The sequence below is a fragment of the Paraburkholderia sp. HC6.4b genome, from assembly GCF_014200875.1.
GTDB classification, from domain to species: domain Bacteria; phylum Pseudomonadota; class Gammaproteobacteria; order Burkholderiales; family Burkholderiaceae; genus Paraburkholderia; species Paraburkholderia tuberum.
In genome coordinates, this window is sequence record NZ_JACHDC010000001.1 from 221,920 (window position 1) to 247,683 (window position 25,764).

The following is a 25,764-nucleotide window of genomic DNA, read 5'->3' on the forward strand; positions in this document are numbered from 1 at the left end:
AGGAGACCATGTAGCTACCATAGGCGTTCCAGAGCACCGCTGCTCCATTGCAATCAATTTGCTTGTCGTGAGGCATCGCCAAGCTGTCTTGCCTTCAGCCCCATGATCGACACGCACCATCGCTGAAGAGGTGCCGGCCCATCCGAAAAGCGAGCGCTGACAGCACACCGACTTATGCCATTCGAATCGCCGACCTGACCTGATCTGGCGATCTGGCATAGCTGGCGCAGCGCCGTTACCGAGCTAGTGCTACCCTGGATATACTCGTGAGCCTCGGGCGGGTACGGCGTGAGTTCACTGCTAGCGCCGAGCAGTTCACAGATAATACGAACGTCGCATTCACTACGGGGAATTTCGTGGCAGAAACTAGCAAGATTGCGCAGATGGCGGTGAAGCTATCTGACGAGGTGTTCGCCGAGTTCTTTTGGGAAAAAGTTGGACCGGAAGACCAAAACTGGCCGTGCGAAGACCCGGATAATCACAAGGTAGCCACACATCCAGCCGATGTCGTTTTCTACTACGACGAGCCTTATTCGCTGAAGCGCACATTCGTCCACTGTGACCTGAAGAGCTACGCGAAGAGCACGATCACAGCTAACGCTGTTCACGGAGCCGTTGAAAGTCTTGCGAAACAAGTCGCCTGCGCCGAGAAGAGCGAAACTTGGCGCAACCTGTACATGCACGGCGACGTCACTCCCGACGTGTGTGGTCTCCTGTTTGTCTATAACCACGATGGTGGTTACGAGAAAGACTTTTCCGCCCATCTCAGCACTGTAAAGGACGATCGCCTACCCCTTCCCCCAGGGGCAAGACTGTTCGTTCTCGGTCCAGAAGACATCTTCTGGCTCGACAATGTCCGCTATGACATACGACAGTTGCGAGGCGCTGCGGGTGGAACAACGCTTCCGGGTGCCCAGTATTGCAAGTACTTCTATCCGCAGCTCGATGGACGCGCGAATTTGCAGCCCGATAAGGCGCGTGCTGCAACGCTTGAGATGCTTACGTCACCTTGGATCGTCCTCGAGTACAAGTACGGATCGGGTCATAGCGAGCGTGGCTGTCTCGTGTATTACCGTCGTCCAGGTAGCACCGAGGAGGAGTTTATGTACCTGCTAGATTACTTGCGGCACTATCAGGTTCTTGACGAGACCACGAAGGTTGAGGTGCGAATGCTTGAAGGGGATGCGGCTGCCTCCGCGCGCTTTCAACGTGCAAAGCAGCGCTACATCGAAGGCCTCGGGGACGATGCACAAACGACGGAGCTTGCGGCTAAGGTTAAGGGCATCAAGTACTCCAAGATGACCCAAATCATCACTGATTTTTCCTCGATCGACATCGGATTGGATTATGCGTGACCTGAGCCAATTGTACTACGCCACTAACCTCGAGATTCGCGATCTGATTCTCTCCGCAAAGCAAAAGATTACTGAGAATGTCTTGCACGAACTCTTACGAGATCGTGGAATGTTCTGTTCTCCGCGCGACTCACGTGAAGCTCTGGCCGAACGACTCTCGATGTTGACACACGACTACGCTGACGTATGTGGGATCCTTGAGCGTCGCGAAACGTCCAAGCGGGGCGAAAAGACGGCGACGGTAAGTATCAACACCGACCTCACACCTGCCGAGCTCAAGGAGGTTGTAGAAGAGTACCAAAACGATGAGACCCAGGAGAAAATCCACCACCACCAAAAAGGCGCCGCGGGATTTGTCATGAATGTGACTTACTCGGACTTCGACTACTCCAAGACCAGGCTGTTGCAGAGGCAGGAGAGAGACGCCACTATCGAGTTCGTGAAGAAGGAAGGGCGCATGGAACTTCGGCTTCCAGCAACCGATAAAGCCCGTGCAATTGTCGAGAACCTTAAGGGGCGCATAGAGGAAAAGACAAAGCAGGAAATCAAACTTGAAGAAATTGAGTTGACCGAACTTACTTCTCCCGAAGATCGAACGACATTCTTCACACGCCTCATTTCGTCGCTGCCGCAGTTCCCGCTTGAGAACGTCTCGCGTTTGCGGGTTGCCCATTCCAACAGTGAACAGGTTGACGATCTCGACATTGAAAATGAAGAGGTCGAAGACGCCGCGGAACAGATGCTGGGCGTTGTAGAAAACGTTGCACTAACCGGCGAGAATCTGGTGGCATCGGAAATGTATCAGGAGTTGAAGGAAAAGGGATTCTTCATCACATCCATCACGTGGAGGGCTCGTCAGACCGTAGATCCCTACTCCATTGTTGAGTTCGACGCCGGCTTCGAGGACAAACAGGCAGCGAAGAGATTCAGGTACTCCGTACACGGTGCCCGTAGATTCAAGAATGGTAGCTACACCAAGCATAACCGGCCGGTCGAGGAGGTCGAGAAAGCTCAATTGCTGGACATGATCGAAGAAACTGCGCGCAAAGTGCTCGCGGAATTGTTGGCAAAAACATCGGCAGCCGAACCAGATGGAGACAACAAATGAAGCGCTACCGTTGGCTGAAGGCCAAGTGGCCTATCTCGATGCGAGTGCTTGCCAAACGGCTAAAGGCCAAGAGTTTCGAGGAGGATTCAACGGAAGGTTTTGTCATCGATCGGGTTCGCGATGACTATATCGAGGCAAGATTTGTCGAACGGGTTGAGTACGATGACACAATCACCGATCCGTTTGGCAAGGAGCTGTCCTTTCATCGTGTTGAATACAAACAGTGCGAATTCCGGGCGTCGGCCGACGGTCCTGGACTCGAATTGATTGATGCACCAAGAGCTGTTCAAGCAATGATCAGCAGGCTTGCTGAAGCGACTGATTTTGGCCTCGCTATTAGCCCAGTATCGATCAACGCCGTAGAATGGGCCAAAGGAGTGCAAAGATTTCTCAACGTTAATGGATTTGTCGATTCACTCCAAATTGGATCTCTTGAGCTGGCCCCCGGAGTAGAGGCAAAGGTACTGGTCCGCAGTTCGAAAGATGTATTGGGTGCATCCAACCGCCTCGTCGACGGCAAGAAGCACGTTATTGAGAAGGTCCAACTGAAATTGCCGGCGGCGCGCAAAACCGTGCTCATTCTGTCAAGGAACGGAACTGTCCGCATCGATGCCGATACCCCAGCCGACACTCTGCCGTCCGTTCGGGCGGCTTTGCTGGAGCAGCTAGCGGGCCCTTGAGAATTCGCTTATGGGCTGCGCGATCCTGCGGCGTAAACGCTGCGCATCGTTAAGATGCGCATTCAAGTCAAGTGGATACACGGTCGTCAGGATGGCAGGCTGCTCCGTTCTGCCTGAACTCATCGTAAGCCGGATGGTGGTTCGTCCTGCCGTCATTGCCCCGCCTCTCTGCTGTGTTCGTGTTACTGTCCGCTTTAACACAGCTTGCGAGTATCACGAATTCGCTCTTGGCTTGCGCATACCGCCTGGGCGCTGATCGGGAAAACCGGTCTCCCGCAGCCCTCCCGACAGCTTGCCCCCGAACGGGCAATGCGCCTCGTCCCCGATCTGCTGAATCTCAGGCGCCAATGCCGTCATCACGACCTGGTCGAACGCCGCGCAGACCTGCGCGAACTGAGCCCGTCGCTTGATGTCGTGTACATGCGCGCACGGTCACGCGGCCGGAACGCACGTCGTGCGCAACCTCGCGCCTGTATTCAGGCCACCACTTCGCAGATGCCCCAGCGCGTATCGAGAGTCGCACCCGCCGGCGCGATGACCGCCCCCACCGATCGCGCGCGGAAGGTCACTCTACGGCCCGGCCCCTGCCCGAAGGGTCCAATTTCGACCACTACCAATTCGTGGTCCCGGATCCTGATGCAGGATCCGGTGAAAGCGCTGGTGCGAGAACGCCCGGACATCTGGCCACGCTGTCGCGTCGCATCCAGGGCATTCATGCTCACATCCGCGAGCAGTTCAACATCGACTGGCAAAGGCATGGGTCGCAACGGTCCGTTCTTCAGTCCGGCATTCTAGCAACGATGCCGGAAGCTACGTCACTGCGATCCCAACGCCCGCACGGGGCACCCCCTCCGCTTGCGCTGCGGGCGGGCTTTCATTCTTCGCACCGGGCCGCCTGCGGCGTCCCGGCCCTCGCGGGCTTCAATCCCTGGTGCAAAACCTCAACCCCCGACACCCAACACCTTTAACCCCCAGTCAGGTGAAGGCCGCAGGCGGCCTCCACATTCGCGCTCGCCGCGCGGCGGCTCATCCCGGTCAAACCCGAAGCTTCACATCCACCAGTCCCCTGAGTTCCCGCCCGAACCCCGCGACAGTAGCCGATGGCGGGCAAACGTCAAGGGGCGAGGGACCGTGTTGCCCGCACCCCTCCCTCGCCTTTTTCCTTGACGTTTGCCCGCCATCGGCTCCTTGAGTCGCACGGGCGCGAACTCAGGAGACTGGCGGCAGTAAAGCCAGCCCCGGGTTCCACCGGGACGAGCCCAATCCCTACGAGGCGGGCGGAATCTTGGAGCCCGGTCAGCGCAACACCGTTCAACCCTTTTTGTTGTGGAGAGTGCCATGCAACTCGCTTCCTCCTTCCGTTACGGCTCCCCGATGCTCCGCTCCGACTCGCCCCTGTCGGATGACCAGATCCGCCGTGTCGCCCCTTCAATTTTCGCCGAAGGCAAGCACGACAGCCGCTCCGAGCGCTACACCTACATTCCCACCATCGACGTGCTGCGCGGCCTGCGCAATGAAGGCTTTCAGCCTTTCATGGTCTGCCAGACCCGAGTGCGTGATCAGGACAAGCGTGAATTCACGAAGCATCTCATCCGCATGCGCCCCGCGAACGAAATCACGGGCGAGGACGTCAACGAAATCATCCTCCTCAATTCGCACGATGGGACAAGCTCGTATCAAATGCTGGGTGGCATCTACAGGTTTGTTTGCCAGAACGGCATTGTCGCGGGCGAAACCGTCGGCGAAGTACGTGTTCCCCACAAGGGCTCCATTGTGCAGAACGTCATCAACGGCGCATTCGAGGTGCTCGACGGCTTCGACCTGATCCGCGAACAGAAGGACGGCATGCGCGCCGTGACGCTCACCCGCGACGAACAGCACGCGTTCGCGCGCTCCGCCCTCGCGCTGCGTTACGACCCGACCGACGCGGACGCGCCCGCCCCGATCACCGAAAGCCAACTGCTCAACGTGCGGCGCTTCGAGGACCGCCGCGATGACCTCTGGACGGTTTTTAATCGGATTCAGGAATCTTTAACCAAAGGTGGACTGCACGGGCGCTCGCGCAGCGGACGCTCCATGTCCACCCGCCCCATCACCGGCATCGACCAGAACGTGAAACTGAACCGCGCGCTCTGGATGCTCGCAGATGCGATGCGCCAGATGAAGGCATAAGCAGGGCACGGGCGGCTGCCCATTGCCGCTCGATTCCGTTTCATACCATCAGGACTCCTATCCGGGCCCAGTCCTGACTGGTATCCCGTAACACCGAGACCCGGAACTTTCCTTTTCAACTTTCTGGAGTGAACCATGCAATCCGACGTCAACACGCAAGCAATCGACACCGCAACGGAACCCTCCGCCGCAGACGTGACGGCTACCGCTGCCCCCCTGCTTGAAACCAGTTTCGGTAACGAGCAGCCGGTCGTGACCGTGCCGTATTCCAGCCTGCGGCGCTCGCCGCTTAATGCCCGGACGAAACCGCTCACGGATATTCCCGCCCTTGCCGTTAGCATCCGCGCAAAGGGCCTGCTGCAAAACCTCGTTGTCCATGAGCTGAAGGGGTTGCGCGGCAAACATCGCAAGCTTGGCGTCTGTGCCGGTCAGCGCCGGCAGGCCGCACTCGATCTGCTGTTCGAGCAGAAAGACATTACCGCCGATTACCCGGTCCCGGTGCGGATAGTCAGCGAAGGCGAAGCCCTTGCGATCAGCCTGATCGAGAACAGTGAACGCGAAGGGCTCGACCCGTTCGACGTGCTGCGCTCCTACAGGCTGCTCGCTGAGGAAGGTCGCAGCGCCGACTACATCGCCCTCTTATTCTCGGCCGCGCCGATCACGATCAAACGACGCATGAAGCTCGCCAGCGCCTCCCCGAGGCTGCTCGCCCTGCTGCGCGAGGACGCGATCACGCTTGACCAGCTTGCCGCGCTCGCGCTCACCGATGACCACGAGACGCAGGAGAGTATCTGGTTCGATGCCAACGAGTGGCAGCGCCAGCCCAACTATCTGCGGCAGGCCATCACGCGCACCGAGATCGACGCGAGCCGCAGCCGTCTGGTTCGCTTCGTCGGACTGAACACCTACGAGGCAGCGGGCGGCTTCGTGCGCCGCGATCTCTTCAGCGACGACGAAAACGCCGGATACATTGCCGACGCCCAACTGCTGCAACGCCTTGCCGCCGCGAAGCTCGACGCCGCCGCCGAAGAAGTCCGCCGTGAGGGCTGGGGTTGGACCGAACAGCGTATCGAGCGCGATGTGTTGGAACTGAATCGCTACGGCAGGCTGCAACCGGTGCAGCGCGCCCTCACCGCCGAGGAACAGCGGGAAATGGACGCGCTCACCGCGCAGCAGAACCAGTTGGCCGAACAGTTTGATGCGCTCGGGGAGGACGATGAAAACGCGTACGAAGAAGCCGAACGGCTCGAAACCGAAATCGACAAGGTGAACGCCGCGCTCATCGCGCTCGAAAGCCTCACGCAAACATGGGACGCGCAGCAGATGACCGAGGCGGGCGCATTCGTGATGCTCAGCCCGCAGGGGGAACTCGTGATCGAGCGCGGGCTGGTGCGCCGCGAAAACAGCGCAGCACTCGATGCGGCAGGTGCGACCGTGACCGGCACGCCCGAAGCCGAACGCGCATCCGAAGCGACCGAGGAACCCGAGGCGAAGGAGAAGCCGGTCCACAGCGCCAAGCTCTGCCAGCGCCTGAGCGCGCATCGTACCGCCGCCGTTCATGCTGAACTGATCGCGCAGCCCTCCGTCGCGCTCGCCGCCCTCCTGCAACGCCTGATTCCGGCAGTCTTTCCGGAACGGTATGGGATCGGCTTCGCGCCGCACACGCTGGCACTGTCCTGCGACAGCAACCGCGAAAGGCTGCTCGGCGCGGCGGACGACCTGCCCGCCAGTACCGCGTGGAGTGTCATCGAGACGCAGCGCGAGCGGTGGGGCCACGAACTCCCCGCGCGCCGCGCGGACCTGTTGCCGTGGCTGATCGAACAGGACCCCGGCACGACCCTGCTCGACCTGCTCGCGTTCTGCACTGGCACGCTGCTCGACGGCATCGCCGGGGAAGAAAAGCCCCACGCCATCAATGCGCTCGTCAGCGCGCTGAACCTTGACATGACGCAGTACTGGACGCCCACGCGTGCCTCGTATTTCGATCATGTCAGCAAGGCGCGCATCGCCGAAGTCATCGCCAGCGCCGTGTCACCGAAGATCGCCGCCGACATCGGCAAGATGAAGAAGGTCGATGCGGCTGCCGCCGCCGAACTGCGGCTCGCGAAGTCCGCATGGTTGCCGGAAATCCTCACCGACCGCGAAGTCCCGGCAGCGCGCTCTTACGGCGTCGCCCATGACGCGGATGAGGATGACGACGAGGAAGGGGACCCCGGCGATGAAGCGCAGGAGGACGTCGACGCTCACGGCGATGACCACGCCAACGAGCACGCTAATGAGCCCGGTAATGACCGGATCAACGGCACGGAACCCGCCGAAGGCACAGGAACTTCATCGCCGGTGGACGGCCCGACCGTGGCACAGGAGCCCGCCCCGACAGGCAGCAACAGTGCGCTGCCCGCGTGGCCCTTCCCGACTGCCGCAACCGCTGCGACCGCTGCGACCGGCGCACCCTCAACGCGGCCTGACGACGCGTCCACGACGCAGGACGCGGCGTAATCCGTGCGGGTTCCGCCGGTCAGCCCGGTGGAACCCGCTGACCGGGCGCAGCCCCGCAGGACCACGCTCCTATCCCGCGTGCCGCCAGCGGCACGCGTATCCAGACAGAGCTCATCATGAAAAAAATCCATCAAGGTCACCGTGATCACAATCAACGACGGGGCTGGCCACGTTTTCACGACTGCCGTTGACGTGACCGATGACGAATACGGCAACGGCGAACACGTCCGCGTCGCAGTCACCCGGACCAGGCTTCGTATCTCCCATGCTGGCTCTGGAGGCCGACGATCTGGTCAGGCTGCTGATGGACATCAGGACATCCATCGCACGGCGCAACGCCATGCACTAACCCATCACGCGACGGGCCGGGAATCCCCTTCCTCCCTCTCGCGCCTGTCGCGCCGGTTTGTTATCCCCGCCATACGGTCAGCCACACAGCGATCGCTGCCGCACCGCCCAGCAGCACTGTCAGCACGAGCGCCAGCACGGCCCCCAGCGCGCGCCAGTACCGGCGCTCTAGTGTTTGCGCCCCGACCTGCGCCTGCCGCCCTGCTTCCCGCGTCGCCCGCTCGAAAGCCGCAACGGCCCCGTCAAGTCGCGCGTGCTGCTCGCGTGCCGCGATGGCGAACGCGCCCACCAGGCGGTTACCCGCAGCATGTGCGATCCGGTTAGTGGCGCGCTCTACCAGCGCATCGAGCGCGGCCTCGTTCAGCCCCGCGAGAGCGGCCCGGTGTCGCTCCTCATGCTCGCGGATCATGTGCTCGGCAAGCCTTATCGTTTCCTTGCAGCGCGCGAGCGCATCACGGTGCTGCGTCATCAGCACATCCGTCGCTTCCCTGGCTTCGGAGCGAACCGTGTCAAGGCTGCCCTCGCCCGCTTTCCTGATGCGATCCGGCATCGCCTCGTACAGCCGCGCATAGTATTCGAGCACGGCGAGCACTGACCAAAGCGCATCGTTATCGTGAAGATTCAGCGCCGCCGACACCCGTCGCATGCGCGCGATGCTCGCGTCGTCCGGGATTTCGCCCGACACGTCGAGGAACAGGCGTGCAAGCGGATCGGGCGGGCGGGCGCGCCGCGCGCGACGCGGACGTCCCGGGCGTGTCCAGGCACTGGATGTTGCGTCAGTCATCGATAATGACACCGGCAAACATTGTGTCATAGAGCGAGCGCCAGCGCAGCAGTTCGGCACGTTGCCCGATGGGCAGCGTCTCTGCCGCCTTGCGCGCCGACAGACGCTGGCTGCGCAGGTCATCGGCCACCCGATCCGCAAGGTCCGGAAAATCCAGAGACAGCCCTTTCGCTTCAATACTCTTGCGAATGTTCGAATCCTGATAGAGCGTGAACTTGTCGGCAGTGCCAAAGTAAGCATTGCGCACGACGTGGGTGGTCGCATCGGGAAACGTCGCACCGAACTCGCGCAGCAGTTCGAGACTGTCGCGCTGCCGGTTGATGACCCAGAACACAACGAGCCGCCGCGCCAGTTCATCAAGCGTACTCGCTAGTGTCGCGCCATACCGCGCCACGCCCGCCTGATTGCGCGCCGCCGTATTGACGATCACGATTGCATCGCGCTTCGCATCGCAGTAGTTGACCAGTCCAATCCAGCCGTCCGCCTCGTCGAGGTCGAACGCTGCACATTCGATCTCGCCGTGGACCGCTTTCATGACATCCGGATTTGACGTGTCCGTCTCGACCAGTACGAGGCTCGCGTGGCGCCGTTGCAGGTGGTCGGCCAGCGCCAGCGCAACAATGCTTTTGCCCACGCCGCCCTTGCTGCCGCCTACCAGATAGATGGGGTTGAGGGTCGTTGCCATTACCGTCCTTTACAGGTCGTCGGTATCGGGTTTGATCGCAAATACGAGCGAACCCTGTACCGGCATGGGTTGTGATTTGACTTCTGCCTTTCCCCCATGCGCACGCGCTTCAGTGCGCCCCTCAGTACGTCCGTCTGCACGCCCTTCTGTGCGCGGGCGGTTCGTGCGTGACGCGCCACCCTGCACGGTCGCATGCGCGCGCGGCAGTGTCGTTACCATGCCCGGCGCAGGCGCTCCAGTCCCCGAACGTACCATGTTGCCTGTGCTGTTTGCCTTTCCCGCGCCGTTTCCCTTTCCTCCGGAACGCAGCGCATAGCGGATCGTGCCAGCCGTAATATCGATGCCCGCCTGTTTTGCCTGCTCCGCGATCTGCTCCAGCGTATATCCCTTGCCTTGCGCATGACGGATATGGGCACGCACGTCTTTCATCGCATCGCGAACACTCAGGCCCCGTTCGGTCTCCGGTTTTTCCGGCAGCGCATCAAGCGTCCGGGCAAACGCATCCCATTGCGATTTCGTATAGACCCTGGCAACAGGCATCGCCACCTCCAGCGCACATTGGTACGCACCGCCTGCGCACCATCCTGCTCACGCATAACGCACCTGTCAACGCCGCCCTTTTGTATCGCAAGACACCGTAGGAACTCCAGGGAACTCGTGGGATCACGGGAGAACAACGCACTTTTTTTCGTGTGTCGTACACACGCAACGCTTCCGCCCAGAAGCACGGCTGTTCGCCGAGATTACGCACGCGGTTTGCGTCGGTCACGGACAACTTGCCGCCACCGTTACGCACTCCGTTTACGCTGAACCCGGCCCCCTTGACGCATCAATATCGCCGACGGTAACGCAACCGGTTTGCACATTGTCGTGAACCCTCGACGCGCGAGATTTGCCAGCGGTTCGCCATTTCTACGCTCATATCACGCTCACGTTGTGCCTTGTGTTGCACACGGCGCCGGACAAGTCCAATATCCGCCCTGCGCAGAAGATACGCTTTCGCCTGTGTTCGGGTGCGCCGCCGGAACGCATTGCATTGTTCCGGCAAAGCGCATTTTTAACGCATGCGGTTTGCGCCTAGTGTGACCACCTTGACGCACGAGGCACACGCACTGATACGCATCTCTGTACGCACGCGGTTTAATCTAAAACGGGATGGCATGACGCACGGGGTTGCGCATTTTTTGCGAACCTTGAAGCGCACGGCGTTTACGCTTTCACGGGGACCGTTACGCCATTTCTTCGCACGGGTTACGCAACGTTTCTATAGGGCCTGATCTGTCATTTGCGTGAAAGCCGCCCCCCTGCGCAAAACGTTTACTCCGGGCGACAAAAAGCGCAATGAAAATGAGTGATTGCAGGATAGGCTTGCGCCGGTTTTGGGCGCCCAAGGGGCCAACGCTTGAATTCCAGAGGGTCGTCCGCGCTGCCTCCGCATCGTCATAGTGGTCGTGCGCGTCGTATTCGTCGCCGACGCACTGAACTGGATGTCACACTGGGCCTACAAGGAACACGACAATCTCATGTTGCCGCTACAAGTCACGCCACGTAGCTGATGATGTCCGGCGGAAATCGATGGCCCTTGAACGAAATCGGCGCCTCGGCCGACGGCAAAACGGAGGCGGAAGCTTTCTTCATGCCCCATTATATTCGTCGACCCGGCTTCAACTTGACAATACCAAGCTCGCTCAAACCGCCCGGTCGGCGCACGCTCGCTCCTGTCGGCCCGGAGTACGGCGGATCGCCGCCGCAACGCGATGGCGCTTATCATTAAGGTATTGGCTGGCCACGGTTGATGGGGCCGTTCGTCGAAGCTGGTTGCGCGTTGGCGCGAAGCGGGCATCCCCCGCCGCGGTCAGCTTCGAAGCGGCGCGTGTGTGTTTTCTCGCGTCGCTGTATGCCCACCTCGATTCCGCAGGGCTCGTTCACGTCAGCGAATCCGCCGACGGCGACCCGGCGCAAGCGCCGCGCGGCACCCCGGTTTCAGGCGTGGTCGCTCGGTGAACGGTTGCGCATCGAGAGGATGTTGAGCACCTGATGCGGCGCGCACACGGCGCTCGCGATGGAAAAGGACAGACTGTTCATGCACTTGACTTGCTGGATGGTCGGTTTCGGGTCGGGAGGTTCCATGCCACCGCTACGCGCTATCAATCTTCTCCAGTCGATGGAAGGTGCCCGGCTCCATGGTCCGGGGCTCGACCGATGGCGCCGCTGGGGACCTTATCTGAGCGAGCGGCAATGGGGCACTGTTCGCGAAGACTACAGCGAATACGGCACCGCATGGGACTATTTTCCACACGATCATGCGCGCAGCCGCATGTACCGCTGGGGTGAGGACGGCATTGCCGGATTCGGCAACGACCCGCTCGACTGGTGCGTCTCGCTCGCGCTCTGGAACGGGCACGATCCGATCATCAAGGAACGGCTCTTCGGGTTGACGAATGCCGAAGGCAATCACGGCGAGGACGTCAAGGAGCTTTACTTCTATCTCGACGGCACGCCGACGCATTCGTACATGAAAATGCTGTACAAATATCCTCACGACGCGTACCCGTACCAGGACCTGATCGACGAAAATCTGCGGCGCGGCACCGATCAGCCCGAATATGAAATCCTCGATACGGGCGTGTTCGACGATAACCGCTACTTCGACGTCTGCGTCGAGTATGCGAAGCACACACCCGACGATATCGTGATGCGCGTTACCGTCGAGAACCGCGCGGATCAGCGCGCGACGCTTCATGTGTTGCCGCAATTCTGGGCGCGCAACCGATGGGCGTGGTCGGGCAAGCCCGGCAAGCCGTCGCTCACGCTGGAGCCGAATGCAGAAGAAGGCGCGCGCGTGGTCGCGCACAATCCCGCGCTCGGAACGATGATCGTGACGGCGTCGGCGCAACAGCCGATCGAGTGGCTCTTCTGCGAAAACGAAACGAATGTACGCCGCATTTTCGGCTTCGAAGGAACGGGGCCGTTCAAGGACGGCTTCAATGACTACCTCGTCGACGGCGACGAGCAGGCAATCCGGCGCGACAGGGGCACCCGCGCCGCTGCGCATGTGTACCTGCAGTTCGCGCCTCATGGGCGCTCGGTGCTGTATCTGCGCTGGCGTCCCGAACTGGCTCCGGATGCCGTGCCGCTCGACATGGAAACGCTCTTCGCGCCTCGGCAGGCGGAGGCCGACGAATTCTATGCGGCGCTTCAGCACGATATCGCCGACGCCGATGCGCGGCTCGTGCAGCGTCAGGCGCTCGCCGGCATGCTGTGGACCAAGCAGTACTACCAGTTCGACGTGACGCGCTGGCACGACGGTGACCCGGGTCAACCGAAGCCACCGCGAGCACGCAGGCACGGTCGCAACGCGGACTGGCGGCACATGTGCAATGGCGACATCGTGTCGATGCCCGACAAGTGGGAGTACCCATGGTACGCGTCGTGGGACCTCGCATTTCATGCGGCCGCGTTCGCCATGATCGATCCCGACTTCGCGAAGAAGCAATTGCTGCTGCTCGTGAAGGAGCGCTACATGCATCCGAACGGGCAATTGCCCGCCTACGAGTGGGCGTTCGGCGATGCGAATCCGCCGGTTCATGCGTGGGCAACATGGCGTGTGTACGAACTCGACCGCGAGGTGACGGGCGTTGGCGATCACGAGTTTCTGGAAGTCATGTTCCACAAGCTGCTGCTCAATTTCTCCTGGTGGGTCAACCGCAAGGACGCCGATGACCGCAACATCTTTCAGGGCGGCTTTCTCGGGCTCGACAACGTGGGCATCTTCGACCGGTCTTCGCCGCTACCGACCGCAGGCCGCATCGATCAGGCCGATGGCACGGCATGGATGGCCTCCTACGCGCTCGACCTGATGCAGATCGGCCTCGAACTGGCGATGACGAACAACGCGTACGTCGAAATCGCGGTGAAGTTCTTCGAGCACTTTCTGTATATCGCGGAAGCGGTCAGTTGCAGCGAAGGCTGCAGGACAGGGTTATGGGACGGACACGACGAATTCTTCTACGACGTACTGCACCTTCCGGACGGTACCCGTGTGCCGATGCGCATTCGTTCGATCGTCGGGCTGATTCCGCTGTTCGCCGTTCACGTGCTCGAGGAGCGGGTGTACGGCCATCTGCCGGGATTGCGCGAACGGCTCGCGTGGTTTCTTGATCATCGGCCGAATCTGGCAAAGCTGGTGTCGCGCTGGACCGAACCCGGCAAGGGTAACACCACGCTGCTGTCGTTGTTGCGGGGAGACCGGATGACAGCGCTGCTGCGCCGCGTGCTCGATGAAAACGAGTTTCTCTCCGGGCACGGCGTGCGGGCGCTGTCCCGTGTGCATCGCGATGCACCGTATGTCTTCGACCATGGCGGCGTGAGCGTCTGCATCAAGTACCTGCCTGCCGAATCGGACTCGCGCGTGTTCGGCGGCAATTCGAACTGGCGCGGGCCAGTCTGGATACCGGTCAACTACCTGTTGATCGAATCGCTGTATGAGTTCTATCGCTACTACGGCGATGAGTTTCGGGTCGAATATCCGACGGGATCGGGCAACCGTTTTTCGCTGAGCGACATTGCCGACGACCTCGCACGGCGCGTCACGACGCTCTTTCTCAAAGATGCACAAGGCGCGCGGCCCGTGATGGCGGCCTATCCGATCCTGCAAGCTGACCCGCGTTCGCAGGATCTCATACTGTTCCATGAGTACTTTCACGGCGACAACGGACGCGGCGTCGGCGCTTCGCATCAGACCGGCTGGAGCGGGCTCGTCGCGCTGCTGCTCCAGCCGCGCATGATGAAGCTGTCCCACGTGGCGCCTGATGCTGCTTCGGTGGCCGCGCCATTGACCGAAGACACCGCACCGGCCATGGCGCGGTAGCGTTTCGGCTGCTGGAAGAGCAGCACGATTCACGATGAATTGTTCGACCGATTCGAGCCGATTCTTCCGGTAACCGGCGTCGTGGCCATGCCCCCGAGCGGCAGCGTCACCCGGAACGTTGTCTGTCCGGGACGCGAATCGACCTGAATCGTTCCGCCGTGCCGACTGACCACGATGCGGTGTGCGATGTGCAAACCCAGACCCCGCGCGTGACCCTTGTTCGCCGGCTTCGACGTAAAGAAAGGCTCGAACAGGTGCGGCACGGCTTGCGGCGCAATCCCGGGGCCGTTGTCGCTGATCTCGACCACCGCGCAGTCCGTGCCACGGCGCGTGCGGATCGTGAGTTCGCCCTGCCCGTTCATCGCATCGATCGCGTTCTCGACGATCCGGGTCCACACCTGATTCAGCTCGCTGCCGTACACCTGCAGACGCGGCAGGCCGCGATCGTAGTCGCGGGTAACCGTTACGCCCCGCTTCAGTTCGTGAGCCATGACGATCAACGTGTCTTCGATGCCGTCGTGCATGTCGACTTCCTGCTGCGGCGCCTGGTCCATATAGGAATAGGCCTTCGTCGCCCTCACGATGTCGGCGATGCGCGCCGAGCCGCGCATCGCCTCCTGCATCAGCGAGTGCAGTTCCAGTGCCTCGAGGGTCCAGCGGATGCCCGCGTCGAACTGTTCCGCGCTCAGGTTGCTGCCAAGCCGCATGAGATCATCGACGCCGATTCCGTGCGCGACGAGGCAGGGCGCAGCCAGCCACGGCCTCGCCACCCGATGGGCCCCTAGCCAGTCACCGAGTTGCGCTTCTGCTTCACTTTGCCGGAGGGAATTCGCGCCCGTCATGCCGGTTTGCACCCCCTTGCTGCGGGCAAGGATCCGCAGCGCATCGAGGGCATCGCGGGGCAGCGCGCTGCGGCCGAGCGCAAGGGACGCATCCTCCAGCGCGTCGAGTCCGTCGAGCATGCAGTCGAGCGCGCGGATCACGGCCGAAACCGGATTGTTCAGTTCGTGCGCGAGCCCGGCCGCGAGCTTGCCCAACGCGGCCAGCTTTTCGCGATTCTGTCCTGCGGCTTCGAGCGTGGTGAGCCAGTCGGCCATCACGCGCGCGACGGCCTGGTTGAACGGCCCGCTGGACATGAACAGTTCACGGAACGCGGGCTCGGCAAGCCAGGCGATGTCGCAATCGGTCGCGGCCCGGAGCGTCGACGGGTAGGGAATCGCCGCAACGAGGCACGGCGTGCCGAAGACTTCAGGCGCCATGTAGCGCTCGCTGGGAAGGTGCCCCTCCGCCCGTCTCGTCGACGTGAGCTCGCCGTTGAGCAGAAGCAGCAGGCTGGTGCACATTTCGCCTTCGTCGATGAGCACCTCGCCGGCTTTGACGGCGGACTCGGCGAGGTTGTCGCGCAGCCATTGCAGACTCTCCCTCGTGAGCTCCGCGAACACGGGCATCATGCCCAGCTTCTCGAGGTCGATCATGGTTGGCACACCTCTGCGGCGAAAAACGCGCGTCCGGAAGACGGGCGCCGCCGTCGCCCGGCCGCCTGGCTACAGGCTTATTCCCTCGCCGGCGCTTACGGCGCAAGCGGCAGGCGAACCTGAAACGTCGTGCGGCCCGGACGCGATTCGACGCGAATCTCTCCGCCATGTCTTTGCACCACCGTCTGGTACGAAAGGTCGAGACCCAGCCCGGTGCCCTGGCCCAGCGGTTTGGTGGTAAAAAACGGCTCGAACAGATGCGGCATCACTTCCGGTGCAATTCCGGGCCCGTTATCGGTGATTTCGATCACGGCATCGTTCGCGTCGCGGCGCGTGCGGATGACGATCTCCCCTTTCCCCTCCATCGCGTCGATGGCGTTGTCGATCAGGTTGGTCCATACCTGGTTGAGTTCGCTGCCATGCACCACGAGGTGCGGCAGGCTGCGGTCGTATTCCCTGCGCACGGTGACACCATGCTTGAGCCGGTGCTGCATGATGGTGAGGGTATCGTCGATGCCATCATGGAGATCGACCGCCTGCTGGGGAGCCTGGTCCATGTACGAGTAAGACTTCATCGCCTTGACGATCTCGGAGATGCGCACCGCGCCGCGCCTCGTTTCCTCGACCAGCGAGCGCAGTTCCAGCGTCGCTGCGAGCCACCGGATGCTCGCCGCAAACTGTTCGTCGTTCAGCCGGCCCGCAATCGGCTCGAGGTCCGCGGGCGTGATCCCGATTCGCGCGAGGCAGGGAGCCTTCAGCCATGGCTGCTCGACGCCGCGCTTGCCTAGCCACTCATGTAACGCATCCTCGGCCGCGCTCTGCTGCAACGCGTTTGTGGCGATGCCGCTCCCCGATCCCTGGCGCGCGCCCAGGCTGTCGAGGGCGCTCATCGCTTCGGAGGGAATCGCGCTGTGGCCGAGCGCGACCGCCGCGTCCTTCAGCATCGCGAGGGTGGCGACCGCGCAGTCCGCCGTGCGCGCCACCGCCGCGGACGGATTGTTGAGCTCATGCGCGAGGCCGGCTGCGAGGGTGCCCAATGCGGCCAGTTTCTCCCGATTGCGCACAGTCGCCTCGAGGGCGGTGAGACGATCGAGGCTGCTACGGAAAATGACCCGGCTGAAAGCCTCGGAGGCCACCAGCAGTTCCCGGAACGCGCGCTCTGGAAGCAGTGCCAGGTGGCTGTCCGTCGCGGCGGTCGCCGTGCCCGGGGAAGGTCTGCCCGCGAGCAGGGATGCGCCCCCAAAGAAGCTTGGCGCGACGAACCGGTTAGTGGGAATCTGCCTGGCTCCGGAAGACGTCATGGCCCGGACCTCTCCTTCCAGCACGAGGAAAAAGACGGACATCGTTTCGCCCTCGCGCACGATGGCGTCCCCCGCTTTTACATAGCTTTCCGTCAGGTGTTCGCCGAGCCACCGCAACCGTTCGTCCGACAGATCCACGAAAAGCGGCACCGTGCGCAGTTTGTCAAAGTCGATCATAGGGTGGCCAGGTATTGATGCACCAGATGCACAGTGGTCGAGCCTTCGCCCACGGCTGCCGCGACCCGCTTGATCGAGCCGGCGCGCACGTCGCCCGCCGCGAAGATGCCGGGCACGCTCGTCTCCAGCAGGAAGGGGTCGCGAGCCAGTGGCCAGCCCGTTGGGCGCTTGCCGTCCGTCAGCATGGCGCGGCCGGTCACCACGAAGCCGTTGTCGTCGCGCTGGACGACATTGCTGAGCCATTCGGTCCGAGGCTCGGCACCGATGCAGATGAACAGTGCGCCGGCCGGGACAACTTCGATCGCGCCGGAGTTGACATCGCGCAGCGTAATTTCCGACAGATGACCTTGCCCGTCGACGCTGGCCACCATGGTGTGAGGGCGCACACTGACGTTCGGCGTCTCGTCGATCTCATCGATCAGGTAGCGCGAGACGCCGGCACTGAGAGAAGAGCCGCGGCACACGATCACCACATTGCGCGCGTACTTGCAGAGGAACATCGCGGCCTGGCCGGCAGAATTGCTCGCGCCGACCACATAGAGATCCTGATTCGCGCAACAGACGGCTTCGGTGATCGCCGCACCATAGTAGACCCCCGCTCCCGTGAGGCGCTCCACGCCGGGTGCGTCCAGCTGCCGGTACGACACGCCGCTCGCCACCACGAGCGCATGGCAACTCACCTCTGAGCCGTCGGACAACGTGACGAACTTGTACGGGCCTTCCACCCGCGTGCCGACCGCTCGCTGGGTCAGGATGATCTCGGCGCCGAAACGCCTCGCCTGGGTGAGCGCACGCCGCGACAGCTCCGCGCCGCTCACCCCGGACGGGAATCCGAGGTAGTTCTCGATGCGGGATGTGGTGCCCGCCTGTCCGCCCGGCGCTTCGTGCTCGATGATGGCCGACTTCAAGCCCTCCGACGCACCGTACACGGCAGCGGCCAGCCCCGCTGGTCCGCCTCCCACGATCAGCATGTCGTAAAAGGGCGTGGTCGAATGGGTGACGAGCCCCACCTTGTCGGCAATCTGCGCAATCGTCGGGCGGCAGAGCGTCGAGCCGTCCTCGAAAATCAGCACTGGAAGCTGGCTCGCGGCAGCATCGATCGAACTCAGCAATACGTCCGCCTCGCCGCCGCTCGTCACGTCTAGCCATTTGTATGGAATATGGTTGCGCGCCATAAAATCGCGTAACTGGTGGCCTTGCGGCGACCAGCGATGGTCGATCAGGCGGATCCCCTTGAAGCTGCCGCGCCACGCGGCCTGCCAGGCCTCGAGCAGATCGTCGAGCACCGGGTAGAAGCTGAGTTCCGGCGGATGCCAGGGCTTCAGCAGGTAATAGTCGAGCCTTACCTTGTTGATCGCGCGGATCGCGACATCCGTGTCGGCGTACGCCGTCAGCAGCACCCGTTTCGCTTCGGGGAACAGCGCGATCGCCTGCTCGAGGAACTCGATACCGCTCATGTGCGGCATGCGCTGGTCGACCAGGAACAACGCAACCGAGCGGTTCTGCAACCGCAGCTGATGAGCCGCTTGGAGCGCTGCCTGCCCCGACCCGGCACGCGTGATCTGATAATGCTCGCCGTACCCGAGCCGCAAGTCGCGGGCGACCGCGTCGATCACTTCAGGGTCGTCGTCGACCGCAATGATGACGGGCTTGTCCATGTCGTTTGCAGATTCGATGGAGGCACCGGCCAACGGACCGGACTTACCCTGAATGCGGGATCGGCCAGGAAACGGACGATCTGATGCGGGCGCCGCAGTGCCCATGTGACTCTACTAGCCTAGCACGTTGGTTCAGGGTTGCCAGAGCGGTCTTTGCAGGCTGCTTTATGGCCTGCTTTGCGGCCGGCGTTCCTGCCCGGCATCTGCCCGGAATGCTCGGCCCGGGCCCGTCCATTGGGCGCAACGCGTGCGCACGTCATATGTGACGGCTGTCGTTCTGCGACCGGCACCGATCCTCTACGGCTCTTCGATCCAGCGAGAAAGCAAGGGCCGCTTCAGGAGAGTGCAACGGTCATTCGCTTAGAGCGGCTAACGCGACTCTACGCCAGCCGTTCGCGTCGAACGGAGGGAGGCCGGCTACATGATTATCAGGACCGTTGGCTCTTGATGCGGTACGTTTGCGGGCATGGCGAGAAGAATAGTAAGCAAAGAATTATGGTTGGCGCTGAGCCGCTGGTTTCGGAATTCAAGCCTTCCATCGAGGTGGACGGCAGCCGTTCGGTCGATGACCGGGCGGCGCTCAACGGCATCCTGTATGTGCTGAACAATTGCGCCCGGCGATGCTCAGCTGGCTGCGAGAGCACGGTCAAATCGACCGGAGTCGCGCAAGCGTTGAACAAGCTTCATGCTGATAAGGCTTGCGATTATAAGCGCTGCAGGAGCGATTTTTGCTCAAGGTCATCGCGCGCATCGCACGCCGCAATCATCTGTTCGCGCTTTGTCGATGACTTGCGTTAGCGAGTTTTAGGCGGAAGCTGAAACGGCCGGTAGTTCGACGGGCGCAGCGACGTCACTAATTTTTATTCCGCTCCGACGAGGAGACGACAATGATGACGATGGCGTTAGGCCTACGGTTAGCGTCGGCAGCTGTGTTAGCGATCGGCCTCGCCGGGTGCGGCGGTGGTGGCGATTCCGCCAGTACGGATGCCGGTGCATCGGCAAAGGCGTTAGCCGCCACCGGCAGCCCCACCGCGGACGGTGGATCGGTCGCGTCCACGATCGTTAAACTTCAGCGCTACCGGATCGACCCGACGAAGGTCTTCGTCGCCGGTATTTCGTCTGGCGGTTTCGCGGCGGTGCAGATGCACGTTGCCCACTCTTCGACCTTCAAAGGGGCCGCCGTTTACGCGGGCGGGGTGTACTGGTGTGCCGCCGCCGGAGGCGCGGCGACAGCTTTGACAAACTGTGGCGGCTTGACGCTTCCGTCGAATCAAGCGTCGTACAACAGCACGCTGACGACATCCGAGGTGTACCTGGACGCGCAGTCGTCCCTCGGGACCATCGACCCGGCGACGAATCTGCGTGAACAGCCCGTCTACCTCTGGTCCGGCACGCAAGACCAGGTTCGTCAATCCGCTCGAGATGGCCGACCTCAACTCGGAATATCGGCGTTATGGGGCCAATGTTCACTTCGACAATGCGTATCCCGCCGAGCACGGCTGGGAATCGCCTGACGGCGAACTGGCATGCGGCACGCTCGGGAGCCCCTACATGGTGCGCTGCTCGGCGAATGGCGCGGTCTACGATTCAGTAAAAACGTGGCTGACGATGTTCCTCGGCCCATTGAAACCGCGCAACGACGGAAAGCTGTCGGGTACGCTGTCAGCATTCGATCAAACGGAGTTCGGGGCGTCGCCAAACGTTTCGATGAGTTCAACTGGGAGCGTCTTTGTTCCCAAAGCCTGCGCGCAAGGGAACAAGTGCGGATTCGTGCTCGCCCTGCACGGCTGCCTGCAGGAGGCATCACTTATCGGAAACCGCTGGGTCACCGAGGCCGGCATCGATGAATGGGCCGACACGAACAAACTCGTGGTCGTGTATCCCGACACGATCGCGTCGTCTGGTCCGGGGCCGACCAACCCGAACGCATGCTTCGACTGGTGGGGCTACTCCAATCAATACGACCCGAACTACGCACTCAGGAGCGGTTTGCAGATGTCCGTGCTCTACGCGATGGTGCAGCGCGTGACTGGCCGACCGTAGGGCCGTCGGGGCACGGTTCGAATCGGGCGGCCGGTCGCCGCTGGCAGGATGAAGGTGGGGCCGTCGAGGGCCGGCTTTTGACGTTCAACCGATGGAGTTTTTGGGCATTCCAGCGCCGCTCGACATAGCACCGCTCGCATTCGCCCGCCCCGACTGGACCTGCCCGTCACTGGGCCATCAGCCGCCACGTTTACACGCGTGGCTCGACGACGGTTACTAGTATTCTGGATGTTGCTGCGCGAGCAGCGCGCACTCGTGGAGCGACACGCCGAAGGTCATCACGGGCTAAAGAAATCGCCGGGCGGTCTGCAGGCATCACAATCCGGCGCGTTGCTTCGATCCATCGATCGGCGGACACTGCTAAGCGAAGCTCGGGGGCTCGCTCGGATGGGGCGGATCGCTACACATCTGATCATCCATGAAGTTGCTATGAATTGCAGATACTTTGAACGGCTCCGTCTGAATGTGCGCGTTCCCGAACAGATCCTCGATCGCTCAATCGCCACTCACGAGTGCAGGCCGACCCTTCACAATTCGCGACGGATATGAACCCGTCAGGCCGCTCGTCCGTCGGGATCGTCATCATCGCTTGGCGCAGCGATGTCCCGCCCAATGGCAGGCGATATGGTGATGGCTCGAGAGGATGTCGATAATCCCGAGACGGCTGCTGTGGTCGTAGGACATGCTCCCACAGTCTCAACTGCCGCGCGAAGCGAATCGTTGCAATGAGACCTGTTTCCTCAGCGTCACGGGGCACATGAAAGCCAGCTCCGACATCAAGGTTGCTCGCGACCATCCGGCTTTCCCAACTCGCGTCGAGCGGGGTAAACTCCATGTAGAGCCACGCGTTGCGATTATCCTCTGCAGTGTATAACCGCTTACCTTGTTCATACCTCGCAAAGATCTTGAAAGGGCTGGGACTTGCACCCCTAAGCCGTTGCGCATGCTCGGCGCAACACTTACTAAGGAAACGCTGATCAATGGGTTCGCCGCCACCGTTGTCGACGAGTCAGTTTGAAGGCGTCAGAACGGCGAACGAATTTTTTGCTGTGACCGGGATGAGTTTTGCTCGAATACGGGCCAACTGCTCGCGTTTTTCATACACATGACGGACTTTCCCTATGTGTCGAGCGCAGTCGGTTCTTCGCGATCACCAGATTGGCCAAGGCGAACAGACTGAACAGTTGCGCCGTGTTCTTGGCTAGACCTTTGTAGCGGACCTTGCGATGGCGGAACAGATTCTTGACGACATGAAACGGATGCTCGACCCGTGCGCGAATCTGCGCCTTGGTTCGCTCGACCTGGATCAGCAGATCCTTCAGCGCACCGTCACGCATTGCCTTGATTTTTCCGCGCTTGACAGCCACACGCCACTGCACCGGATTGCCGTGCATCTCGTCGCGCTTTTCCACGCCCGTGTAGCCGGCATCGCCGAACGCTTCCTGCTCATGCCCGTGCAACAAAGCATGGGCTTGCGATACGTCCGATACGTTGGCCGATGTACCCACCAGGCTATGCACCAGACCCGAGTCGGCATCGACGCCGATATGCGCCTTCATGCCAAAATGCCATTCGTTGCCCTTCTTCGTTTGATGCATCTCGGGATCGCGGCTGTGCCCGGCGTTCCTGGTCGACGGCGGCGCCTCGATAATCGTCGCATCGACCAACGTGCCTTCCTTCATCAGCAAGCCGCGTTCGCACAGCGAAATGCCGATCTCGTCGAACAGCTTGCGCGTCAAGTCATGCTCGACCAGCAGGCGGCGGAACTTCAACAACGTGGTCGCGTCTGGCACGTCCTCGACCGCCAGATCGATGCCGGCAAACGCACGCATCGCGATGCTGTCATACAGCGCGTCTTCCAACCCTTCGTCCGACAGCCCGTACCACTGTTGCAGGCAGTAGATTCTCAGCATACGTTCCAGGCCAATCGGCGGTCGGCCCCGCTTGCCCTTCGGGTAGTACGGCTCGATGGCCGACAGCAAACGTGGCCACGGAACAACCTTCTCCATCTCCACCAGAAAGCGCTGCCGCCTGGTTACGCGCTTCGCGCCCTTGCTTTCCGCTTCTGCGAAACCGATCTGCCGCTTCATCGCCGTGGATCCGTGCCGTGAGCCTCTTTTTACAACGTCCTCGGTGGCCGATGCGATGACCGCCGAGCCGAATAAATCAGCGTTTCCCTAACCAGTGCATAAGTAGGCGAACGTAAATCGACGCCATCGTCTAAGCTTAAACGGTCTTGAGAAAGGGTCTTGAGGAGAGACGTGATGCGCGGGGACGACGGTCGACAGCTTTCACACGCAACACTTGAAGAGATCCGCATTCGCGCGGTCAAGCGTGTCGAAGCTGGCGAGTTGCCTGAGGACGTGATCCGGACATTGGGATTCTCGAGAGCGCGTATTTACGAGTGGTTGGCGGCCTGGCGCGAAGGAGGTATTGAAGCCTTACGGGCCAAGCCTGTTCCGGGCCGGCCGACGAAGCTGTCGTCCGAGGCTATCCGCTTTGTCTATCGGACGGTCACAACGAAGAATCCAATGCAGATGAAGTTCGAGTTTGCGTTGTGGACGCGAGACATGGTGCGGGAGTTGATTCGCGAACATTTCAACGTCCGGCTCTCTGAGGTATCGGCCGGCCGGCTGCTCAGGAAGCTCGGACTTTCACCGCAGCGGCCGCTGGCGCGTGCTTACCAACGCGACCCTGAACTGGTCGAGTCATGGATGCGAGACGAATATCCGGCGATTGTCAGGCAGGCCAAACGCTGTGGGGCACAGATTTTCTTCGTCGACGAATCGACGGTGCGCTCGGACTATCACAGCGGCACGACCTGGGCACCGATCGGCCAGACACCCGTTGTCGAAACCACTGGCGCTCGCTTCAAAGTGAACCTGATCTCGGCGATCAGTCCGCGCGGTCAACTCCGTTTCATGTGTTTTGAAGGCAGCTTCAGGATTGCGGCATACGTCGATTTCGTCAGGCGACTGGTACTCAATTCCGATGCCCCCGTCTTCCTGATTGCAGATGGTCATCCAGTTCATCGTTGCAAAGCGATCCGCCAGCTTGCCGCAGCATCAGATGGACGCCTTTGTCTTTTCTTCCTGCCTGCTTACTCGCCGGATCTGAATCCGGATGAGCTCGTGTGGGGTTATCTCAAACATCACAAGATCGGCAAGCTTGCTATCAAAGGTCCCGGGCATCTTAAGCAGCGTGTTCGAGCAGTTCTGCGCTCGTTGCAGAGAATTCCGGCTTTGGTCCGATCCATGTTTCAGCATCCGTCAGTTCGTTACGCGGCATGATCCATGTCCGGTTACTTTGTTTCGGCTTAGTAAGAGGTGCATCAGCACCTCTTAAGATGCTAGTCGTTATCCTAAATATCAGAACTTGTGGCGGATACCGATGCGAGCCATGAACTGGTTCTGGTTCGCCGAGGGGGTAATGCTGGCGATAGATGCGGTTGCGTTGACTGTTGCACCCGTTGCGCTCAGCGTTTCGCCCAGAGCGTGCTGGTACACGCCGATCAGGTACACGTCGGTACGCTTTGAGAGGAAGTAGTCCACGCCGACCGCGCCTTGGTGGTACTGGGCGCGCGACGTGTTGGCGATTTCCGCGCCGCGCGTGTAGTCATACGCTGCGCCGACCAGCAATGCCGGGGTCAACTGGTACTTGAAGTTGATTTCGCCGTTGTTGAACGTAGCCGTTTGACCCGCGAACGGCGACGCGAACGTCTTGCCCAGATTGCCGAAGCGGACGTTCGAGTACGTCAGGCCAACCGTTGCCGCGCCGAACGTGTAGGCGCCGCCTGCGCCGACGACCTGGTACGTGTTAGCCGACGCGAAGCCAGCGTAGACGGGGAACGTCACCGCAGCGTTCGCTGTTGCTGCCGTGCCGCTGCTGTTGAACAGGCCGCCCGGAGCTGCCGGGGTGCGTGCGTTCAGGTAACCAACGCCAAGCACGAGAGGACCGTTGTTGTACCCTGCGCCCAGCGACCAGATCTGGTTGCCCGTGAAGTTGCCGGCGACGCCGCCGATGCTATACGTGCCGCCGAACGTCAGGCCGTTGTAGTCAACGCTCGAGTACTTGACCGTGTTGTTGGTACGGTACGTGTTGTTGAAGTTGTCGAGGTCGTTCGGGTGAGCTGCGATGGAGCCGCCCCATTGATCGCCGGCTTCCAGCGGACCGACGTGGTCGACCAGGGAGTCGTACTGACGACCCAGCGTGACCGTGCCGAACTGGCTCGACAGGCCGACATAAGCTTGACGACCGAACAACAGGCCGCCTTGACCCAGCTTGCCGTTGGTCACGTCAAAGCCGTTTTCCAACACGAAGATCGCCTTCAGACCACCGCCCAGGTCTTCCGTCCCACGCAGGCCGAAACGCGAGCCTTGCAGAACGCTGCTGGACATGTCGTACTTATGACTGCCACCCGCGTTGGTGTTCATGTTGAAGCCAACGTCAACGATACCGTACAGGGTCACGCTGCTCTGCGCGTGTGCGATGCCTGCGAATGCGCCGAGGGCTGCGAGAGCTAGAAGCGACTTTTTCATCGAATGATCTCCAAGGATTATTTTTGCGTCTTCGTGTTTATTTCAGGGCCGACTTTTGCTGCTCATCAGCA

The 25,764-nt window shown here is 61.3% G+C and carries 18 protein-coding genes and 1 pseudogene; 10 read left to right on the forward strand and 9 right to left on the reverse strand.

Going from position 1 to position 25,764, the window contains the following annotated elements; genetic code table 11:
* The first annotated feature begins 356 nt into the window (after positions 1-356).
* The 5 genes from HDG34_RS38810 to HDG34_RS00995 all read left to right on the forward strand — a co-directional run bounded on the left by HDG34_RS38810 (position 357) and on the right by HDG34_RS00995 (position 7,814).
* The gene (locus HDG34_RS38810) at positions 357-1,355 is read left to right on the forward strand and encodes a hypothetical protein (RefSeq protein ID WP_311734709.1); all 999 of its coding nucleotides are present in this window, start codon (positions 357-359) and stop codon (positions 1,353-1,355) included.
* Positions 1,348-2,463 (forward strand): hypothetical protein, encoded by a 1,116-nt coding sequence (locus HDG34_RS00980; protein ID WP_184056985.1) that lies wholly within the window; start codon positions 1,348-1,350, stop codon positions 2,461-2,463. Before HDG34_RS38810 ends, HDG34_RS00980 begins: the two co-directional genes overlap by 8 nt.
* Positions 2,460-3,143, forward strand: a complete 684-nt coding sequence (locus tag HDG34_RS00985; protein ID WP_184056987.1) for a hypothetical protein — start codon at positions 2,460-2,462, stop codon at positions 3,141-3,143. Before HDG34_RS00980 ends, HDG34_RS00985 begins: the two co-directional genes overlap by 4 nt.
* 1,338 nt (positions 3,144-4,481) lie before the next feature.
* Positions 4,482-5,315 (forward strand): DUF932 domain-containing protein, encoded by an 834-nt coding sequence (locus HDG34_RS00990; protein WP_184056989.1) that lies wholly within the window; start codon positions 4,482-4,484, stop codon positions 5,313-5,315.
* A 135-nt stretch (positions 5,316-5,450) separates the two neighbouring features.
* Complete coding sequence (locus HDG34_RS00995) at positions 5,451-7,814, forward strand: ParB/Srx family N-terminal domain-containing protein (protein WP_184056990.1); 2,364 nt, start codon at positions 5,451-5,453, stop codon at positions 7,812-7,814.
* 114 nt (positions 7,815-7,928) lie between these two features.
* Here HDG34_RS00995 and HDG34_RS01000 read toward each other — a convergent pair whose 3' ends face one another.
* From HDG34_RS01000 to HDG34_RS01015, 4 genes are all read right to left on the reverse strand, one after another.
* Positions 7,929-8,126: a hypothetical protein gene (locus tag HDG34_RS01000; RefSeq protein ID WP_184056992.1), complete on the reverse strand. Its 198-nt coding sequence runs from the start codon at positions 8,124-8,126 to the stop codon at positions 7,929-7,931.
* Positions 8,127-8,223: 97 nt separating this feature from the next.
* Complete coding sequence (locus HDG34_RS01005) at positions 8,224-8,946, reverse strand: hypothetical protein (protein ID WP_260320961.1); 723 nt, start codon at positions 8,944-8,946, stop codon at positions 8,224-8,226.
* Positions 8,939-9,631: a protein mobD gene (locus HDG34_RS01010; RefSeq protein WP_184056994.1), complete on the reverse strand. Its 693-nt coding sequence runs from the start codon at positions 9,629-9,631 to the stop codon at positions 8,939-8,941. Before HDG34_RS01010 ends, HDG34_RS01005 begins: the two co-directional genes overlap by 8 nt.
* 9 nt (positions 9,632-9,640) lie before the next feature.
* Positions 9,641-10,171: a hypothetical protein gene (locus HDG34_RS01015; RefSeq protein WP_184056996.1), complete on the reverse strand. Its 531-nt coding sequence runs from the start codon at positions 10,169-10,171 to the stop codon at positions 9,641-9,643.
* 1,588 nt (positions 10,172-11,759) lie between these two features.
* On the opposite strand from HDG34_RS01015, the gene HDG34_RS01020 reads away from it, so the two are divergent.
* A complete protein-coding gene (locus tag HDG34_RS01020; protein WP_184056998.1) occupies positions 11,760-14,501 on the forward strand; it encodes an MGH1-like glycoside hydrolase domain-containing protein in 2,742 nt (913 codons plus the stop codon).
* Positions 14,502-14,530: 29 nt separating this feature from the next.
* On the opposite strand, the gene HDG34_RS01025 is transcribed toward HDG34_RS01020, so the two are convergent.
* From HDG34_RS01025 to HDG34_RS01035, 3 genes are all read right to left on the reverse strand, one after another.
* Complete coding sequence (locus HDG34_RS01025; RefSeq protein WP_184057000.1) at positions 14,531-15,976, reverse strand: ATP-binding protein; 1,446 nt, start codon at positions 15,974-15,976, stop codon at positions 14,531-14,533.
* A 95-nt stretch (positions 15,977-16,071) separates the two neighbouring features.
* Positions 16,072-17,454, reverse strand: coding sequence for a sensor histidine kinase (locus tag HDG34_RS01030; RefSeq protein ID WP_184057002.1), 1,383 nt, complete (start codon positions 17,452-17,454; stop codon positions 16,072-16,074).
* Entirely contained in the window at positions 17,451-19,112 is a 1,662-nt protein-coding gene (locus HDG34_RS01035) for an FAD-dependent oxidoreductase (protein ID WP_184057004.1), read from the reverse strand. Before HDG34_RS01035 ends, HDG34_RS01030 begins: the two co-directional genes overlap by 4 nt.
* Positions 19,113-19,556: 444 nt before the next feature.
* Between HDG34_RS01035 and HDG34_RS01040 the strand changes: the two genes are divergently transcribed.
* From HDG34_RS01040 to HDG34_RS38825, 3 genes and pseudogenes are all read left to right on the forward strand, one after another.
* Positions 19,557-19,910 carry a hypothetical protein gene (locus HDG34_RS01040; protein WP_184057006.1) on the forward strand — a complete coding sequence of 118 codons (354 nt, stop codon included), beginning with the start codon at positions 19,557-19,559 and terminating at the stop codon, positions 19,908-19,910.
* 98 nt (positions 19,911-20,008) lie between these two features.
* Positions 20,009-20,296 (forward strand): annotated as a pseudogene (locus HDG34_RS39780) (hypothetical protein); the annotation flags it as partial.
* Between the two features lie 178 nt (positions 20,297-20,474).
* Entirely contained in the window at positions 20,475-21,155 is a 681-nt protein-coding gene (locus HDG34_RS38825; protein WP_311734711.1) for a hypothetical protein, read from the forward strand.
* Positions 21,156-22,252: 1,097 nt separating this feature from the next.
* On the opposite strand, the gene HDG34_RS01050 is transcribed toward HDG34_RS38825, so the two are convergent.
* The gene (locus tag HDG34_RS01050) at positions 22,253-23,245 is read right to left on the reverse strand and encodes an IS5 family transposase (RefSeq protein WP_184057008.1); all 993 of its coding nucleotides are present in this window, start codon (positions 23,243-23,245) and stop codon (positions 22,253-22,255) included.
* A gap of 174 nt (positions 23,246-23,419) precedes the next feature.
* Between HDG34_RS01050 and HDG34_RS01055 the strand changes: the two genes are divergently transcribed.
* Positions 23,420-24,445 (forward strand): IS630 family transposase, encoded by a 1,026-nt coding sequence (locus tag HDG34_RS01055; protein WP_184057010.1) that lies wholly within the window; start codon positions 23,420-23,422, stop codon positions 24,443-24,445.
* Positions 24,446-24,523: 78 nt separating this feature from the next.
* Here the strand turns inward: HDG34_RS01055 and HDG34_RS01060 are convergent, their stop codons facing one another.
* Positions 24,524-25,693 (reverse strand): porin, encoded by a 1,170-nt coding sequence (locus HDG34_RS01060; RefSeq protein ID WP_184057012.1) that lies wholly within the window; start codon positions 25,691-25,693, stop codon positions 24,524-24,526.
* Positions 25,694-25,764: the final 71 nt, after the last annotated feature.